The organism is Dokdonella sp., from assembly GCF_035511235.1.
Lineage (GTDB): Bacteria > Pseudomonadota > Gammaproteobacteria > Xanthomonadales > Rhodanobacteraceae > Dokdonella.
Map to the genome: position 1 here is coordinate 62,680 of NZ_DATKFQ010000014.1, position 15,216 is coordinate 77,895.

Sequence of the window (15,216 nt, forward strand, 5' to 3'; positions counted from 1 at the left end):
GTCGTATCGGTGCGTCCAGGTTCGAACGTTGAGGTCCAGTGTCATGCGCAATCCACTCGTGATCGCCCTGCTCGGCGTGGGACTGGCGTCCTGCGCCACGGTGCCCAAGCCGCTGCAAGGCCAGTTCGCCGCGTCCACGCCGGCCGACGGCGCGCGCGGCGCCCAGACCGGCCAGGCCGTGCGCTGGGGCGGTGAGATCATCAAGGTCGATCCCAAGGCCGATACCACCTGTTTCGAGATACTCGGCCGGCCGCTCGGCGACAGCGCGCGGCCGCTCGCGCGCGATGCCAGCGAGGGCCGCTTCCTGGCCTGCCGCGCCGGCTTCTACGATCCGGAGGTGTTTCGCCGCGGCCGCGAGGTGACCGTGGTCGGCACCCTCGGCGGCACCGAGACCGGCCGCGTCGGCGAGTACGACTACGTCTATCCGCGCGTCGACGCCACGACGATCTACCTCTGGCCCGAGCGTACCGCGCGCGTCGTCGGCGCCTACGACCCGTTCTTCTACGATCCCTGGTATCGCGGCGGCTGGGGCCCTTGGGGACCGTACGGCTACGGCCCGTACTGGGGCGTGCCGCCGGTGGTGATCGTCAAGCCGAAGCCGGAACCGCCGCCGAAGGGACGCTGACCTGGCCTGAGCGCCTTCGCGTCGATCGCGGACGCCGCCGATCGATCGCCTGGTCCCGGCTTTCGGGGCGTGCCGCTCGCCACCCAGGTCGCAGCCGGGCGGTCACGATGTCGACGCGGCTCGTCTGGCCGGTCGGGCGGCGATCGATCGCCATCGAATGGCCGCCAGGCGCATCCGGGCCGTCGCCTCCTACCGGCGCAAGTGTCCATGCGGTCGCGCGGCCGGCGCGCCCCGGCATTCAAAACACGCGCGAATGCAGCGTGATCCAGTCCTGCGGCGAACCGGCGCGGCGGTGGTCGAGCCGGATGATGTAGCCCAGTGCCTTGCCGCGCAGCGTCTCCCCGTACTCCAGTGCGGCCATCGCGGCTCTCAGCGGCGAATCGGCGCGTACCGAGTCGGCGTTCTCGCCCTCGAACATCCAGATGCCTTCGTGTTCCCTGATCACGATTCTGCGCATGGCGACGACTCCCCCGAGCGTCATCGGAGCCGGAAGCTCCGGTGCCCATCCTAATGGGCCGTCGCCGGGCCGGGATGTGGCCTCCATCGCAGTGGCGTGATCGCCGATGCGGTAAGACGGTCATCCGGCCCATCGGTGCCATCGCCGGTGCGGTCGAACCCGGCGCTGCCGGGCGATGTTCATCCAGCGAGATCCAGACTGCGGGCTGGCGGGAGCTCGCGCTTTCTTCGATGTCTCGGAGGCCCAAGATGAGACCTGAAACATTCCAGAGCCGGATCGACGGCGCGGTGCCGGAACGGCTGCCCGCCGACACGCCGACGTTGCGCTATCCCGGCCGGCCGGTATTCGGCGACGTGATCGACGCGCTCGACGATGCGGCCGCGTCGCTGCGCGTCGTGGTGACCGATACCGGCGAGTCGGTGCTCAAGCGCACCGCGTCTCTGGTGCGCGATCGACCGGTGGCCGCCTTGGCCACCGTCGCGGCGGCCGCGTTCCTGCTGGGCCGTCTGCGTCGCTGACGCGGTACGCGCCGGCGCTGTGGCCGACAGGGCGAAGGCGATGCCGATACCGCTGCGGGCGGCATCGGGATTCGGTTTGACACGCCCGAGCGACAAGCGGCCGGCCGGAATCGCTCCGGCCGGCCGCAGGTTCCAATCTCAGCTCTGGCGGAGCGCCGCTGCCGCGCGGACGGCGCGCGCGCCTCAGCTCTTGACGAAGGCCAGCAGGTCCGGATTGATCGCGTCGGCGTGCGTCGTCAGCATGCCGTGCGGATAGCCCTTGTAGACCTTGAGCGTGCCGTTCTTGAGCAGCTTGGACGATTTCAGCGCGGAATCGGCGATCGGCACGATCTGGTCGTCGTCGCCGTGCAGTACCAGGGTCGGCACGGTGATCGTCTTCAGATCTTCGGTCTGGTCGGTCTCCGAGAACGCCTTGATCCCGTCGTAGTGCGCCTTCGCGCTGCCCATCATGCCCTGACGCCACCAGTTCTGGACGACGCCCGGCAAGGTCTTGGCGTCCTTGCGGTTGAAGCCGTAGAACGGACCGGCCGGCACGTCGAGGAAGAACTGGGCGCGATTGTCGGCGAGGCTCTTGCGGAAGCCGTCGAAGACCTCGCGCGGCAGTCCCTCCGGATTGGCGTCGGTCTTGAGCATCAGCGGCGGCACCGCGCTGACCAGCACGGCCTTGGCGACGCGCCCCTGCGGCTGACCGAACTTGGCCACGTAGCGGGCGACTTCGCCGCCGCCGGTGGAGTGGCCGATGTGCACGGCGTTGCGCAGGTTCAAATGCTCGGCGACCGTGGACGCGTCGGCCGCATAGTGATCCATGTCGTGGCCGTCGCTGACCTGCGAGGAGCGGCCGTGGCCGCGGCGGTCGTGGGCGACGACGCGATAGCCGTGCTGGACGAAGAACAGCATCTGCGCATCCCAGTCGTCGGACGACAGCGGCCAGCCGTGGTGGAAGACGATCGGCTGGGCGTCCTTCGGACCCCAGTCCTTGTAGAAGATCTGGACGCCGTCCTGGGTCTGGACGTAGCTGGAGATCATGGAATCAACTCCTTTCATCGGTGGTTGAGCGGCGGGTGCCGCCTGGGCGGCGAACGGGAACGACAGCGTCGGCAGCGCGACCGCAGCGGCGGCCGCAATCGCTGCCTGCAACAGATCCCTGCGCGAGGGCAGCAGGGGTTCGGTCCGGTCTCGAGGCATCGGGATCCTCCGCGGAACAGGTGGGCGTAGGGCACCGGGCGTCGCGCCCGGCGTCCCGCGCATCATGCGCCGCGGCGGACCCGGCGTGCACCCCCGAATCGGGCATGCGGGCGATCCCTCTTTCGGGGAGTCGGGCCGATCGAGGTCATCGGCCGGATCGGGCAGGGGAAGGCATCCGATGCGCGGCCGACCACGCGAAGCGTGGATCGGATCCGAGCCATCATGCGTGGCACACAAGGCTTGACGACGGGCATCGTCGCGAAGAGAATGCGCGGCTCTTTTCCCCGATAGCTCAGTCGGTAGAGCAAGTGACTGTTAATCACTGGGTCGGCGGTTCGAGTCCGTCTCGGGGAGCCAGATGAATCAAGGGCTTGCAGCGATGCAAGCCCTTTTTCTGTTGGCCGTCGCTGCAACAGCGATACCTACAGCGATACTTGCGTTGACTTTGCCCAGCTCTAACATGGGCCGCCAGGCCTGCTATGGAGTGCAAACGCCGTGGATGCAAGTTCTTGGGCTATCGTCTTAGCAACGTTCACAGGCCCCCTCGCCGCGGTCGTGGTCTCACTTTGGCGGGAATCACGTAAAGAGCGGCGAGATGCGCAGATGCGTGTCTTCGGAACGTTGATGGCAAGTCGGGGTTCGGAGCTTCATCTTGACAGCGTTCGTGCACTGAACTCGGTGCAGGTAGCTTTCACAGACCACGAACATGTGCTCGACGCGTGGCGTGATCTGATGGCGCATGTAAACGCAGCGGGCATGGGCTCTCCCGATTGGCTACCGCGCTATCACACCTGCCTCATCGTCCTACTGTCGGTAATGGCTACGGCTTTGGGCAAAAAAGCCTTGGCGCGAGAACTTCGTATCGGGCGCTTCGGCGCGTATGCCCCTCGCGCCTGGGCCGATCATGAACAGCGCGTATCGAAGGCGTACGAGTATGTAGCCTTGCTCGCAGCTGGCAAAGCCTCTCTGCCGGTGTTCGTCACCCAAGTTGCGGAGATTCAGGCGCTCAACAAGTCCCCATCAGGCCTGCCATCCGTCCAAGTAGATGAGGCGCGCGGCGGACCAGTTCCATGACAAATAGGAAGTATGGACTCTGGATGACGCTGGCGGGGATTTGCGTAAGTGCACTGCCGGACTGATGGGAAGTCCACCGGCAGCCTGATCGCCGTCCTCGAAATCGGAGCCAAGGAAGGCAAGCCATTCGGTTTCTCACTTGAGGGCCTTGCAGGCTGACACGAGCCAGCGTGAGCGCCGCCCACCTTGCGGTACGCTGAGGGTTACCAGACCACCAGCGGCCCGCATGGAGGGCGACGTATGACGCTTGTCGATCGGGATGTGTACGAACAAATTCTCACCGTGCTCGGCAAGGTATATCCCAGAGCTCTCAGCGTGCTCGAGGTGCGCATACTCCTCGGCGAGACTATCGACGGCCCCGTAGCGGCGGCGAATCTTGTGTACCTCCGAGGGCACGGCTATATCGACGTGACGGGCAGTCAGGATCGCGATGGTGAGATCACAATCGCTACGGCCCGCATAACAGTCGCCGGGCTTGATCACCTGCAAGCCGACGGAGGGCTTACAGCGAGAAAGGGAGTCGTGACCGTGCGCTTCGAAGAGGCGACACTGAAGGCGCTGATCGCCGCCCAGATCGAGAGAAGTGATCTTCCCATCGCCGAGAAGTCCGCGATCAGAGAGCACCTGGGAGCCCTCCCAGGCCACGCGCTGAAACGCCTCGTAGAGCGCCTGATGGACGCTGGTCTGGCGAGGATCCCTGACGTAGCGCGACTAGTCTCAGAACTACTGCCGACCCTATCTGGATGACGTACTCGAACTGGCCCCAGCCGATGATGTCGTGCGCGCCGCCTTCGAACTCGATCCACACGCGGTCGCCGAACCGGATCGGGAATCGCTTTGGCACCTGGAGATCGCCCAGGTCGACCGACAGAAGCAGCGAAGAGCCGAGCTTGCCCAGCGTGCCTCGCTGCATCGTGATATCGGAGAACTAGAAGGCCTCAAGCTAATCAGCGGCCGGGTTCGAAGCGGCGGGCGCCTCGTTCGGCTTCCGCTCGGCATCGTTGCCGGATCGAAGGTGGGGCCAGCGATCAGGGGGCTTAGGGCGGAAAGGCCACATGTCAGCGAGTCCCAGTCCGCACAGACGTGAACGGCAACGTTCGGTTGACCATCAGTTTTCCCCTTCCGAACTGGCTTCTTGCACGCGGCTGAGGGCAGTCGGTGTCCTGAGGGTTCGACCTTCGATTTCTTCACCGCCCCCCGGGCTCTGGCGGACACACCAGCGCCACGGCTGAGCCCGCGGCCAGCTCGGCCTTGAATGCTTCGATGATCTGGCCGTTCGGCACGGCTTCGAAGTAACCGTTCGCCGCCGCGCTGCAGGCGTCCTCGAAGTCCTCGCGCGACAGCCAGGCTGCATGGCGGCCGATGAGGGCCGCCAGCTCTCGCATCAGTTGCTCACGCTCCATGCCGCTCATCCCAGCGATCTCCGGTCCAGCGGCCAACTCGCTTGGCGGTGGTGCGCTGCTCGCCGGCCTCGCGCTCCAGTGCGTCCAGGCGGCGTTCCAGCGACCCGATGCGGATCGCCAGCGGGCCGAATGCTCTGCTCACGTGCTCGCGTACGACGTCGGCCACGCCCTTCGCGATCTCGGCCAGCGTCACGATGCGCTCCCGTAGCTGGCGCCAGTCACGACCGCCACGGCGCCGGCGCGCTGCACGTCCCAGTTCGCCAGCACTTCGGCACGGAACGCGACCGTGTTCGTCTGCCAGAGCGAGACTTGCGCGGCGGCGCCTTCGTCCGGATCGTCCGCCATCAGCAGCGTGGCGTGCTCGGAAACCTCGATGTCGAGGCTCTCCATCGCCAGTGCGACGCCTGAGGCATCGACCAGGGCGATCTGGCCGCCGGCCGAGTCCTGCGGCGATCCGCGACTGGTGAGCAACGGGATGCCGAGGATGGTGCCGCCACGCGGGCCGGCATCCGGGAACGCGAAGGAGCCACCTCCGTCGCGCGCGAGTGCAATACGCGCTGCCGTCTGGGGATCGGTGATGAAGTAGGCCGATGCCAGGTCGCCCGCAAAGCCGGCGATCAGCGCGGCGATGTCCTGGCTCGGATCGCCCGTCGACGGAATCGGCGCCACACCGTTCGTGATCGAGGCGGGCATCTCGTCGGCGATGCCGGCATTGGTCGAGTCGATGAATGCGACGTCGAGGGCCTCGGCAACCGCACGCTCCAGATCCCGTTGCAGCGCCGCCTCAGCCACGGGGCCGGCTGCGAACAGCGCCTCACGCGTCACCGGAACGATCGCCGCGACCTTGCGGCTGGCCAGCGTTGCGCCCATCACGGCGGGCTTGCTCAGCGGCTTGGGCTTCGCCTGGCCGACCCAGTAACCCCGCGATCCAGCGGTCATGGCCAGCATGCGTACACCGAAGGGCACCAGCCGCAGACCGGACAGGCGTCCCGGAATCGACAGCTCCCGAACGCGGTCGAAGAACTCCGTGGCTGCCGGGCTGCCGACGTCCGTGCTGGTCAGCGCCGGCACGGCGGCCTTGGCGATGCGGTCCGCGAGACCGGCGCCCCAGCGGCCGCGCGCGAATGTCTCGGCTGCGTCCGGATCGATCGCGGCGCCCACACCGCGCACGATCAGCGCACGAACGAACTGGCGCCCTTTCGGAATACTGGAGACGACAGGGTGATTCATGTGGCTTCCTCCATCAGGTGAGCGCTCATGGTCGAGGCTCGCTCGCGACGACACCATGCGGATTCGTGCAGGTTCGTGCATCAATCGACGGGGCGCTGTAGCGCGAACGCGGCGATGTCGTCCAGGCGATAGGTTCTGCGTCCGCGGATCTGTGAAAACCGCAGCGGGCGATCGGCACCAGCCCAATTGCGCAGCGTGCCCGGCGCTCGCCCGACCAGCTCCGCCGCGACGTGCTCCGGAACTCGGTCGCCCGGCAGGATGTGATGGCCGTGGTCGGCGCAGTGTCGACGGTAGGCGGCCAGCAGCTCGGCGGCTTCGTCGTGCTCGGCCTCGACCTCGGTCCAGGCGCCGCATGTCGGGCAGCGGCTCACGCTCGCGTCTCCAGCAGCCGATCACCGAATCGCGTGCCCAACTCGGCCTGCAGGCGTTCCAGCGGCTCGCCAGGGCGTCCGAGGGCAGTCGCCCATGCGTTCGGCGCGTGCCCGCTCAGGCGGAAGTGCAAGATGGCTCGGCGCGTCGCAGTGGCATTCTCCGCGGTCAGAGCAGCCAGCAGCTCCGGCTTGCGGGCGAGCAGCGTTTCTCGGAGCGCCGCGGTCACGGTGCCGCGAGGTGCCTCAACGTGAAGCCGATCGCCGCGTCGCGACAACCGGACACCGCGACGAGCGAGCGACTCGATCAGGGCCTCGGCGGTTGAGGTCATAGGTCGACCTCCTCGGTTTCAAACGTCGCTGCGGCGGTCCGCGGCAGTTGTGCGGCGGTTCGCTCAGGATTGGAACTGCCGCGAATCACCGCGCCATCCGGCTGCGGCGGTTGTGCGCAGGGGGGTATAGGGGGGATAACCGCCGCGCATTCCGGCGGCACGAATCGCCGCTTCTGGTGGCGGTGATCGTCGCGATACTCCTGCTCGACGATCAGGGACTGCCGCAGTGCATGGATCAGCGCGCGATTGAATCGGTCGGTCCCCGACTTGCCCTGCAGGTGCTCTGGGAGCTCCGGAAGCGTGCTCAGGACGTGCCGCGCTGTCTTCGGTCCCGTCGTCGCCGTTGGCACGGTGATGCCTGACGTGTGGGCGGCCTGTACGGCGCGCGCGACGAGCGCGGCGTCCGTGGACACCCGCGCGTTGCGTGTCGCGTCCACGCTCGCTTGCGCAACTCTGGCGTCGATTGGGACCAGCACACCCGTATCGGTCCAGACCAGTTGCACCGGATCCGCCATCTTCCCGTGCTGAAGCTTCTCCGTAACCAGTTCGACCCCGCCCTCGGTCGCCACCAGGGCCAGCCGCGCACGGACGGAGTTGTGCCAAGCGGTGCTGCCCGAGTAGCTGTTGCCCTGCGAACCGAACCGCGCCGCATGTTTGTCGACATGAGCCAGCAGCACCACGGCGGTATCGTGTTCGCGAGCGATCCTGGCAAGTTCGCGACAGAACGCCCGCACCTGCCGTCGCTCGTTCTCGTTGCCGGCGAAGGCATCGGAAGCGTTGTCGATGACCACGATGCGCTTGCCGGCTGCGTGCTCGGCGACTTCTTCAAGCGTGGCCGTGAATGCGAGCCTCCGCACGCCAAGCTCGCTCACTTCAGTGGCCAGCGACGCGTCGCCGGCCGTTCCATCCAGCACGGTCAGTCTGCGCTCGATCTTCTCGGCATCCAGCGCATACGCCTCTACGATGTTCCGAAGCCGGTAGCGCAAGACGTCGGCCCGATCCTCAAGCGATACGAACAGCGCGGCGCCGTCCTCGACGGGGAAGCCTGCCCATGTGTTCGCGCCACTGGCGACGTGAGCACACAAAACCAGGCCCACGCCGGTTTTTCCCAAGCCCCCGTGACTACCCAACATCGTCAGTTCGCGATCAGGGATCAAATCGTCAATGACGAACGTCGGCGCAGGTGTCGGTTCGGCCAACAGCCCGGACAGGTCGACCAATCGCAGCGGTTGGCCGGTGCTCGCTCTTGCAGCTGAGGGCTCACCTCCTTGCCCGCGCAATCGCGTCAGCGTCCCCACGTCGCTCGCGTACTGCTCGTCCAGTCGTTTCCAGTCAGCGGCCATCGAGTACCGCCTTGGCGTCTGCGACGCGATGCGCGGCGAGAATCAGACGCTCGTGATCCATCTCGCCGAGCGGACCCGCGTCGATCAGATGCCGGCTCGCACTTTCGACGACCAGCACCTCGACGCTCAGGACGTTCAGCGCTGCGCGCCAGTTCGCGATCTGGGCGAACTGCCGCAGCTCGCGCCGACCCTCCGGCGTCTGCGGCACGACCCTCTCAGCGTAGAGGTCCGCAAGCTGCAAGCCGATCGCCGCGACGACATCAGCGGCGGAGCACATCGCGAAGCAGTGAAGGAGGCATCGGCCGTCGTCGCCCGCCGCGACGCTCAGGCTTGCCGATCGGTCCTCGTGCGCAGGGCAGCGAGCAATGAATCCTCGCCCGCACTTGCGCACACGATCGAGACGCGACAGCACCAGTTCAAGGGGATCGGCTCGGATGGTAAACTCGCTGCGTCCGCCAAGACGCAAGCGATTTCCGGAGCCCGCCTCGCGCGGGCTCTGTCGTTTTGAGGGCTCAGGCTGCATCCGATATGCCCTCCTGACCGTCGCCACTCGAGTTCGTCATGCGGCCGCCCTCGTTGCATCAGCCTCGCGCGCTGCACACCAGGCTCGGACATCATCCGCAAGCCATGCGGCAGTGTTCGGACCGATCTTGATCGGCTTGGGGAAGGTCGGATCTCGGTAGATGGAGGAGCGCGACCGCTGGGTGTAGGCGAGGACTGCCGGCAAGCGCCAGTAGCGTGCCGATGGATCGGGGCCGTGAACATTTCGGACAACAGGCATCGCGGAATCCCTCTGCATGGGTTCGCCCGGCTTGCATTTGCTCGGACGGCCGTGGGATGCGGCGATACTCGATTATTCGTAGAAAGTGACGCGCGGAAAGAAACTAGGATTTGTCGGCGCGGCCGGCGCGCGTCTTGAGCGTGGTCGCCATCTGCCGCATGACCGCTTCTTGCTTTGCAACGAATCGCTGAGCGATGCCCGCCTGCTCTGCGCGAAACTTCTCGGCGTAGTCCAGCATCGCAACCAGTTGGCGCGCTGATTCACCGAACAGGCGTATGTTCTCCTGTAACGCTCGAAGACTGCTGTGCCGACGCCCTGCCACCAGTCTTGTCGCTTCCGCTCGAGCAGCCCTCGATTTCACTCCCTCCCCAGCGAGCTGCCGTTCTTCCAGGAACACCTCCAGCACCATCTGCTCTCGCCGCTCAGTTTCCCTGGCAGTAGGCTGTCGACGTCCTTGTTTGCCTCGGAGCCCGGCCAGCTTGGCAAACTCTTGAAGGTTTGCGTCAGTGGTTCCGTCGGAGAGAAAAACGCGCATCGCGTTTACGAGTCGATCGAGTGACTCCGACGGCAATGGTTTGCCAGCGTCGTATGCCCCCACTATGGCGTAAACGTCCGTGTATCCCGCTGGACGCTCAAACGCGACCCTGAATTGTTCTAAAAAAGAGGGCTCGGATGGCACCGAGCCCTTTCCCGATTTCCGCTTCGTAGCCATCACACATCGATCCTGCTGCTCATGACTGTGCCTCGCCAGTCAACGCACTGAAGCCAACGCGGATTTGGGCGAGCGCATCCTCGATGGCCCAGCAAGCGTTGTGAACATGGATCTCCGCGATTGGCTCCTGGCCAATGGAAGACACGCGGATCAGCGCCGTGATTCCCTGAGCCTGATCGACGAGGCGCCTGATCGCATCGCTGGCTACTTCGCCCGGGAGCAGGTTGAGCCGGCTCATCGCCAAGTCTCCGAACGGACCGCTCGCTCGATTCGTGCGCGCTCTCGCGAGGACAGCGAGTTGAACAGCGGATCGGCCGCGTCCCGCTCGTGACGGACGTGGCACGAATGCTCGGTACCGTAGACCGGCCCGTTCCCGAGGTCGTATCGCACGAACGGCGTGCACTCGAAGCGAACCAATGTGAAGCGGCGCCCGTTGCGCTTGGTAGGCCTTTCGACCCGAAGCAGGCGAGTCGGCACGCCGCCTCCCTTGTACCGATTCATGCTCCGGAGCGTCGCCGGGACGATCTCGTTGCTCGGCCCCAGCGGGAGCATCGGAATCTCGACGACTTCAGAGCGCGGCGCCCACTCCAGGCCGTGCTCGCCGTGGGCCGGAACCAACTCTGTATCATCTTGCGTTGCCATGATCGTTCTCCTATCGAACGGTGGTGGAAGTCGGCCGGTCGTGCTCGTAACACGCCGGCCGGCGATTACCGGCCTTTGCCGGATCTCTTGCGCAGTGCGATCACATTGGACGGGCGCTTGCCTGTCGCGAGCACGTCGAGATGCTGAGCCCAGACCTCTAGGGCCGTCCGCTTCTCCTCAACGTAGCCATATCGGTCGTACACCGCGCCGACTGAGCGGTCCTTGTGATTCAGGATTGCGTCGATCACGATGCGACTGGTGCCAAGCTCAGCCATCTTGGTCGCCGCAGTTCGGCGGAGGTCGTGAGACGTGAAGCGAGTGGCAATGTCGAAGGTCGCATGCGCCAGATCGTGTGTTGCCACGTCGATGCGCAAATGACCCGTCTTGCCGCCGGCGGGGAACAGATAGCCCTGGCGTGATGGGCGCTCCTTGAGAAGGTCGACCGCGACGGATGACAGCGACACGAGGTTCTCCCGACCGTTCTTTGTTCGGGCGCCGGGAATCAGCCATTGACGCTTGCGCAGGTCGATCTCCGACCACTCCGCGCCGACGGCTTCCCCGATTCGACATGCGGTCAGCAGTTGCAACCGCAGCGCCGCTTGAGCCGTCTCGGAAAGGCCGGACGCTGGCAGGCCGTTCCAGAATGCGCGAATTTCTTCATCGGTCAGTACACGCTCGCGGCTGCGCTCAGTACCCGGTGGCTTGACGCCAGCGCAGGGAGAAGTTTCGACGATCTCGCGCTCGAGCGCCCAATTGAACAGCTTGCGCAGGACAGCGAGAACGCGGTTGGCCCGCACTGGCGTCCGCTCGGCGATTCGATCGAGCAGATCGATGACGTCCCGCCGCTTGATCGATGCAGCCTTGAGATTGCCCCACTCGGGGAGAACAGCGCTTGCCAGCATCAGCTCGTCGGCACGCCAGCTCTTTTTTTTGCGCTTGGCGTAGAGTTCGATGAAGTCCGCAGCCAGTCCCGACATCGTTGGCGCTGCCCGCGCCGCCTGACGCTTGAGCTGCTTTTCCGCACGAGCGGTCTTCACCTCCGCTGCAGGATCGGCACCACGCCGCAATTCCTCGCGCCGCCCCTCCCACTCTCGGCGAGCCTCGGAAAGGGTCGCAGCGGACAGGGAGACACGCTTCAGCGTTCCGTCCTGGCGGTAGCGCAGCAGGTAGGTCCGCTGCCCGCTCGGCCACACGCACACCACCAGCCCGCGACAGTCGCGCACGGCTACCTCGTAGCGCACCGCGCGCGGCCTGAGTGCCTTGATCGCCAGATCGTTCGCCTTGACCGCCATGCCCCCTCCGATCACTTGGCCGCCACAGCGATACTTACAGCGATACTTCGCGGCGAGATGGCATGATACTAACCGGGACAGCAAGAGACATGCAACGGCGGGAAATCTAGAGCTGGCGCGGATAGCGATACTTCTAACGGCGTCCAAACCCATCCCTTCCGGACCCAAAAACAGTGACTGTTAATCACTTGGTCGGCGGTTCGAGTCCGTCTCGGGGAGCCAGATAGCCAAAGGGCCTGCAGCGATGCGGGCCCTTTCTGTTTTCCGCCTCGTTCCGAGGGTGATCGGTCGGGAATTTCACCTGCGAGGCCGGTCGTTCGCTCAGCGCGGCATCGCCACGCAGCGCTCGATCGCCGCCGGGGACGGCGGTCCGCTGCGGACGCGGCCGTAGACGTTGACGATCAGCGCGGTGGCGGCGCCTGCGCCGCGGCGGTCGCAGAACGTAACCGTGAGGTTGGAGCCGTGCGCGCTGCCGTCGGGCCGGTACGTGATGCGCGGCCGGCCGGCGCTGCCGGCGGCGGTCAGTCCGGGCGGCAGGGCGCCGGCAACGAGGTAGGCGTGTTCGCCGGGGCCGCGCTCGCGGTCGCCATCGTCGTCGGCGAACACGAGCCAGCCGTCGTGCCAGTGCGGCGACCCGCTGCACTGGACCTGATCGCCGGACGGGCAGGCGACGACCGCGCCGCCGCGCTGCACCGCGGCGATCCGCGCCTGGTGGAACGCGGTGAACAAGGCGCCGCGCGCACTGCGCATGCGCAGGGCCGCGCTCAGATCGGCATAGGCCGGTACCGCCACGGCGGCCAGGATCGTCAGCAGCACGAGGGCGATCAGGGCTTCGATCAGCGTGACGCCGGCGGGCTTTCGGGTGTGGGCATCCATGCAGGCCTTCCTCGCGGAGACGGGGCTATGCATGCTAGGCAGCGCAGCGTGATGCGCCGATAGCCGGGCGCCGCGCGGCACGGTAGGAAATCGCCGGGACGCAACGTAAGCCTTGCCGGGCCGCCGGCGAGCCCCATATCCAGACGCACTCCCCCGGTTTCGGTCGGCCCTCGCGGCGCGCGTCGCGGTGCGTTCTCAGGCCCCGGTTCCTGAACGCCGGCCAGGTCCGGGCCGTCCCCACCCGCAGGCTAGAATCCGTCGATGAGCGACCGCTTCCAACTCGTGTCCCCGTATCGTCCCGCCGGCGACCAGCCGGCGGCGATCGACCGACTGACCGCCGGTTTCGAGGCCGGCTTGGCGCGCCAGACCCTGCTCGGCGTCACCGGTTCGGGCAAGACCTTCACGATCGCCAACATGGTCGAGCGCATCCAGAAGCCGACCCTGGTGCTGGCACCGAACAAGACGCTGGCCGCGCAGCTCTACGGCGAGTTCAAGGAGTTCTTTCCGCACAACGCGGTGGAGTACTTCGTCAGTTACTACGACTACTACCAGCCCGAGGCCTACGTTCCGTCCAGCGATACCTACATCGAGAAGGACGCGAGCATCAACGACCACATCGAGCAGATGCGCCTGTCGGCGACCAAGACGCTGCTGTCGCGGCCCGATGCGCTGATCGTCGCCACGGTGTCGGCGATCTACGGCCTCGGCGACCCCGAGGACTACCTGTCGATGCGCCTGATCCTGGCGCGCGGCGAACACACCGACCAGCGCAAGCTGATCCGCCACCTGACCGAGCTGCAGTACACGCGCGGCGACTTCGAGCTGCGCCGCGGCACCTACCGCGTGCGCGGCGACGTCATCGACGTGTTTCCGGCCGAGTCGGAGACCGAGGCACTGCGCATCGAGCTGTTCGACGGCGACGTCGAGAACCTGTCGCTGTTCGATCCGCTGACCGGCGAGCTGATCCGCAAGGTGCCGCGCTACACGGTCTATCCGAAGACCCACTACGCGACCACGCGCGACCGCGTGCTGCATGCGATCGACACGATCAAGCTGGAGCTGGCCGACCGGCTCAAGGTTCTGTACGAGGCCAACAAGCTGGTCGAGGCGCAGCGTCTGCAGCAGCGCACGCAGTTCGACCTGGAGATGATGGCCGAGGTCGGCTACTGCCAGGGTATCGAGAACTACTCGCGGCATCTGACCGGCCACGCCCCCGGCCAGCCGCCGCCGACGCTGTTCGACTATCTGCCGCCCGACGCGCTGCTGGTCGTCGACGAGTCGCACGTGACGATTCCGCAGCTCGGCGCGATGTACAAGGGCGACCGCTCGCGCAAGGAAACGCTGGTGGAGTTCGGCTTCCGCCTGCCGTCGGCGCTGGACAACCGCCCGCTGCGCTTCGAGGAGTGGGAAGCGCGCTCGCCGCGCAGCATCTACGTCTCGGCCACGCCCGGCCACTACGAACTGCGCGAATCGGGCGAGGAGATCACCGAGCTGGTGGTGCGCCCGACCGGCCTGGTCGACCCGCAGGTCGAGATTCGTCCGGTGGGCACCCAGGTCGACGACCTGATGTCCGAGTGCCATGAACGCATCAGGATGGGCGACCGCGTGCTGGTCACCACGCTGACCAAGCGCATGGCCGAGAACCTCACCGAGTACCTCGGCGAGCACGGCATTCGCGTGCGCTACCTGCATTCGGACGTGGACACGGTCGAGCGCGTGGAGATCATCCGCGACCTGCACCTGGGCAAGTTCGACGTGCTGGTCGGCATCAACCTGCTGCGCGAGGGCCTGGACATGCCCGAGGTCTCGCTGGTGGCGATCCTCGATGCGGACAAGGAGGGCTTCCTGCGCTCGACCGGCTCGCTGATCCAGACCATCGGCCGCGCCGCCCGCAACCTGCGCGGCAAGGCGATCCTCTACGCCGACAGGATCACCCGTTCGATGCAGGCGGCCATCGACGAGACCGACCGCCGCCGGCAGAAGCAGGTCGAGTACAACGAGGCGCACGGCATCGTGCCCAAGTCGGTGGCGCGGCCCATCACCGACGTCCTCGAGGGCGCGCACGAGGAAGGTTCGGCCAAGCCCGGCGGCAAGGGCAAGGCCCGTCGCGTGGCCGAGCCCGAGGCCGACTACAGGGCGCTCGATCCGGCGCAGGCGGCTGCACGCATCAAGGCGCTGGAGCAGCAGATGTACCAGCACGCGCGCGACCTGGAGTTCGAGGACGCGGCGCGGGTGCGCGACCAGATCCGCCGCCTGAAGGAGGCGAGTTTCGGCTGATGCAGCGGGGTTCGCCGCGGCGTTGTCCAGGGAAAAGCGGGGCAGGGCAGGGCGATGTGAAAATTTTTACAGAAACCTGTTGCTCTCCCCCTGATCGCTGG

At 66.4% G+C, this 15,216-nt stretch carries 20 protein-coding genes and 1 tRNA gene; 6 read left to right on the forward strand and 15 right to left on the reverse strand.

All coding sequences use genetic code 11. The annotated features are described in order from the left end of the window. Nucleotides 1-43 precede the first annotated feature (43 nt). Nucleotides 44-625, forward strand: coding sequence for a Slp family lipoprotein (locus tag VMR06_RS08200; protein ID WP_325375017.1), 582 nt, complete (start codon nucleotides 44-46; stop codon nucleotides 623-625). A 238-nt stretch (nucleotides 626-863) separates the two neighbouring features. On the opposite strand, the gene VMR06_RS08205 is transcribed toward VMR06_RS08200, so the two are convergent. Next, nucleotides 864-1,082, reverse strand: coding sequence for a hypothetical protein (locus VMR06_RS08205; RefSeq protein WP_325375019.1), 219 nt, complete (start codon nucleotides 1,080-1,082; stop codon nucleotides 864-866). Nucleotides 1,083-1,330: 248 nt separating this feature from the next. Between VMR06_RS08205 and VMR06_RS08210 the strand changes: the two genes are divergently transcribed. Beyond that, nucleotides 1,331-1,600, forward strand: coding sequence for a hypothetical protein (locus VMR06_RS08210; protein ID WP_325375021.1), 270 nt, complete (start codon nucleotides 1,331-1,333; stop codon nucleotides 1,598-1,600). 183 nt (nucleotides 1,601-1,783) lie between these two features. Here VMR06_RS08210 and VMR06_RS08215 read toward each other — a convergent pair whose 3' ends face one another. Further along, entirely contained in the window at nucleotides 1,784-2,626 is an 843-nt protein-coding gene (locus tag VMR06_RS08215) for an alpha/beta hydrolase (RefSeq protein ID WP_325375023.1), read from the reverse strand. A gap of 440 nt (nucleotides 2,627-3,066) precedes the next feature. Here VMR06_RS08215 and VMR06_RS08220 point away from each other — a divergent pair. The 3 genes from VMR06_RS08220 (at nucleotide 3,067) to VMR06_RS08230 (ending at nucleotide 4,606) form a co-directional block, all read left to right on the forward strand. Next, nucleotides 3,067-3,142: transfer RNA gene (locus tag VMR06_RS08220), tRNA-Asn, on the forward strand. 138 nt (nucleotides 3,143-3,280) lie between these two features. Further along, nucleotides 3,281-3,859 (forward strand): DUF6680 family protein, encoded by a 579-nt coding sequence (locus tag VMR06_RS08225; RefSeq protein WP_325375025.1) that lies wholly within the window; start codon nucleotides 3,281-3,283, stop codon nucleotides 3,857-3,859. A 240-nt stretch (nucleotides 3,860-4,099) separates the two neighbouring features. After that, complete coding sequence (locus VMR06_RS08230; protein ID WP_325375027.1) at nucleotides 4,100-4,606, forward strand: hypothetical protein; 507 nt, start codon at nucleotides 4,100-4,102, stop codon at nucleotides 4,604-4,606. Nucleotides 4,607-5,046: 440 nt separating this feature from the next. On the opposite strand, the gene VMR06_RS08235 is transcribed toward VMR06_RS08230, so the two are convergent. The 13 genes from VMR06_RS08235 to VMR06_RS08290 all read right to left on the reverse strand — a co-directional run bounded on the left by VMR06_RS08235 (nucleotide 5,047) and on the right by VMR06_RS08290 (nucleotide 12,838). Further along, complete coding sequence (locus VMR06_RS08235; protein ID WP_325375029.1) at nucleotides 5,047-5,262, reverse strand: hypothetical protein; 216 nt, start codon at nucleotides 5,260-5,262, stop codon at nucleotides 5,047-5,049. Next, nucleotides 5,252-5,455 carry a hypothetical protein gene (locus VMR06_RS08240; protein ID WP_325375031.1) on the reverse strand — a complete coding sequence of 68 codons (204 nt, stop codon included), beginning with the start codon at nucleotides 5,453-5,455 and terminating at the stop codon, nucleotides 5,252-5,254. Before VMR06_RS08240 ends, VMR06_RS08235 begins: the two co-directional genes overlap by 11 nt. Then, nucleotides 5,452-6,492, reverse strand: a complete 1,041-nt coding sequence (locus VMR06_RS08245) for a phage major capsid protein (protein WP_325375033.1) — start codon at nucleotides 6,490-6,492, stop codon at nucleotides 5,452-5,454. The genes VMR06_RS08240 and VMR06_RS08245 overlap by 4 nt, the downstream gene beginning before the upstream one ends. A gap of 80 nt (nucleotides 6,493-6,572) precedes the next feature. Then, a complete protein-coding gene (locus VMR06_RS08250; RefSeq protein WP_325375035.1) occupies nucleotides 6,573-6,863 on the reverse strand; it encodes a hypothetical protein in 291 nt (96 codons plus the stop codon). Next, a complete protein-coding gene (locus tag VMR06_RS08255) occupies nucleotides 6,860-7,192 on the reverse strand; it encodes a hypothetical protein (protein ID WP_325375039.1) in 333 nt (110 codons plus the stop codon). Before VMR06_RS08255 ends, VMR06_RS08250 begins: the two co-directional genes overlap by 4 nt. Further along, entirely contained in the window at nucleotides 7,189-8,535 is a 1,347-nt protein-coding gene (locus tag VMR06_RS08260) for an AAA family ATPase (protein ID WP_325375042.1), read from the reverse strand. Before VMR06_RS08260 ends, VMR06_RS08255 begins: the two co-directional genes overlap by 4 nt. Next, nucleotides 8,525-9,058 (reverse strand): hypothetical protein, encoded by a 534-nt coding sequence (locus tag VMR06_RS08265; protein ID WP_325375044.1) that lies wholly within the window; start codon nucleotides 9,056-9,058, stop codon nucleotides 8,525-8,527. The genes VMR06_RS08260 and VMR06_RS08265 overlap by 11 nt, the downstream gene beginning before the upstream one ends. A gap of 36 nt (nucleotides 9,059-9,094) precedes the next feature. Then, complete coding sequence (locus VMR06_RS18185; protein WP_414648089.1) at nucleotides 9,095-9,334, reverse strand: helix-turn-helix transcriptional regulator; 240 nt, start codon at nucleotides 9,332-9,334, stop codon at nucleotides 9,095-9,097. 85 nt (nucleotides 9,335-9,419) lie between these two features. Then, nucleotides 9,420-9,851 carry a hypothetical protein gene (locus VMR06_RS08270; protein WP_325375046.1) on the reverse strand — a complete coding sequence of 144 codons (432 nt, stop codon included), beginning with the start codon at nucleotides 9,849-9,851 and terminating at the stop codon, nucleotides 9,420-9,422. A gap of 196 nt (nucleotides 9,852-10,047) precedes the next feature. Then, the gene (locus tag VMR06_RS08275) at nucleotides 10,048-10,266 is read right to left on the reverse strand and encodes a hypothetical protein (protein ID WP_325375048.1); all 219 of its coding nucleotides are present in this window, start codon (nucleotides 10,264-10,266) and stop codon (nucleotides 10,048-10,050) included. Beyond that, on the reverse strand, nucleotides 10,263-10,670 hold the full coding sequence (locus VMR06_RS08280; RefSeq protein WP_325375050.1) for a hypothetical protein: 408 nt from the start codon (nucleotides 10,668-10,670) through the stop codon (nucleotides 10,263-10,265). Before VMR06_RS08280 ends, VMR06_RS08275 begins: the two co-directional genes overlap by 4 nt. Nucleotides 10,671-10,735: 65 nt before the next feature. Then, entirely contained in the window at nucleotides 10,736-11,962 is a 1,227-nt protein-coding gene (locus VMR06_RS08285) for a tyrosine-type recombinase/integrase (RefSeq protein WP_325375051.1), read from the reverse strand. Nucleotides 11,963-12,283: 321 nt separating this feature from the next. Then, entirely contained in the window at nucleotides 12,284-12,838 is a 555-nt protein-coding gene (locus VMR06_RS08290; RefSeq protein WP_325375053.1) for a GspH/FimT family pseudopilin, read from the reverse strand. A 261-nt stretch (nucleotides 12,839-13,099) separates the two neighbouring features. Between VMR06_RS08290 and uvrB the strand changes: the two genes are divergently transcribed. Then, nucleotides 13,100-15,115 (forward strand): excinuclease ABC subunit UvrB, encoded by a 2,016-nt coding sequence (uvrB, locus tag VMR06_RS08295; protein ID WP_325375055.1) that lies wholly within the window; start codon nucleotides 13,100-13,102, stop codon nucleotides 15,113-15,115. Nucleotides 15,116-15,216 lie beyond the last annotated feature (101 nt).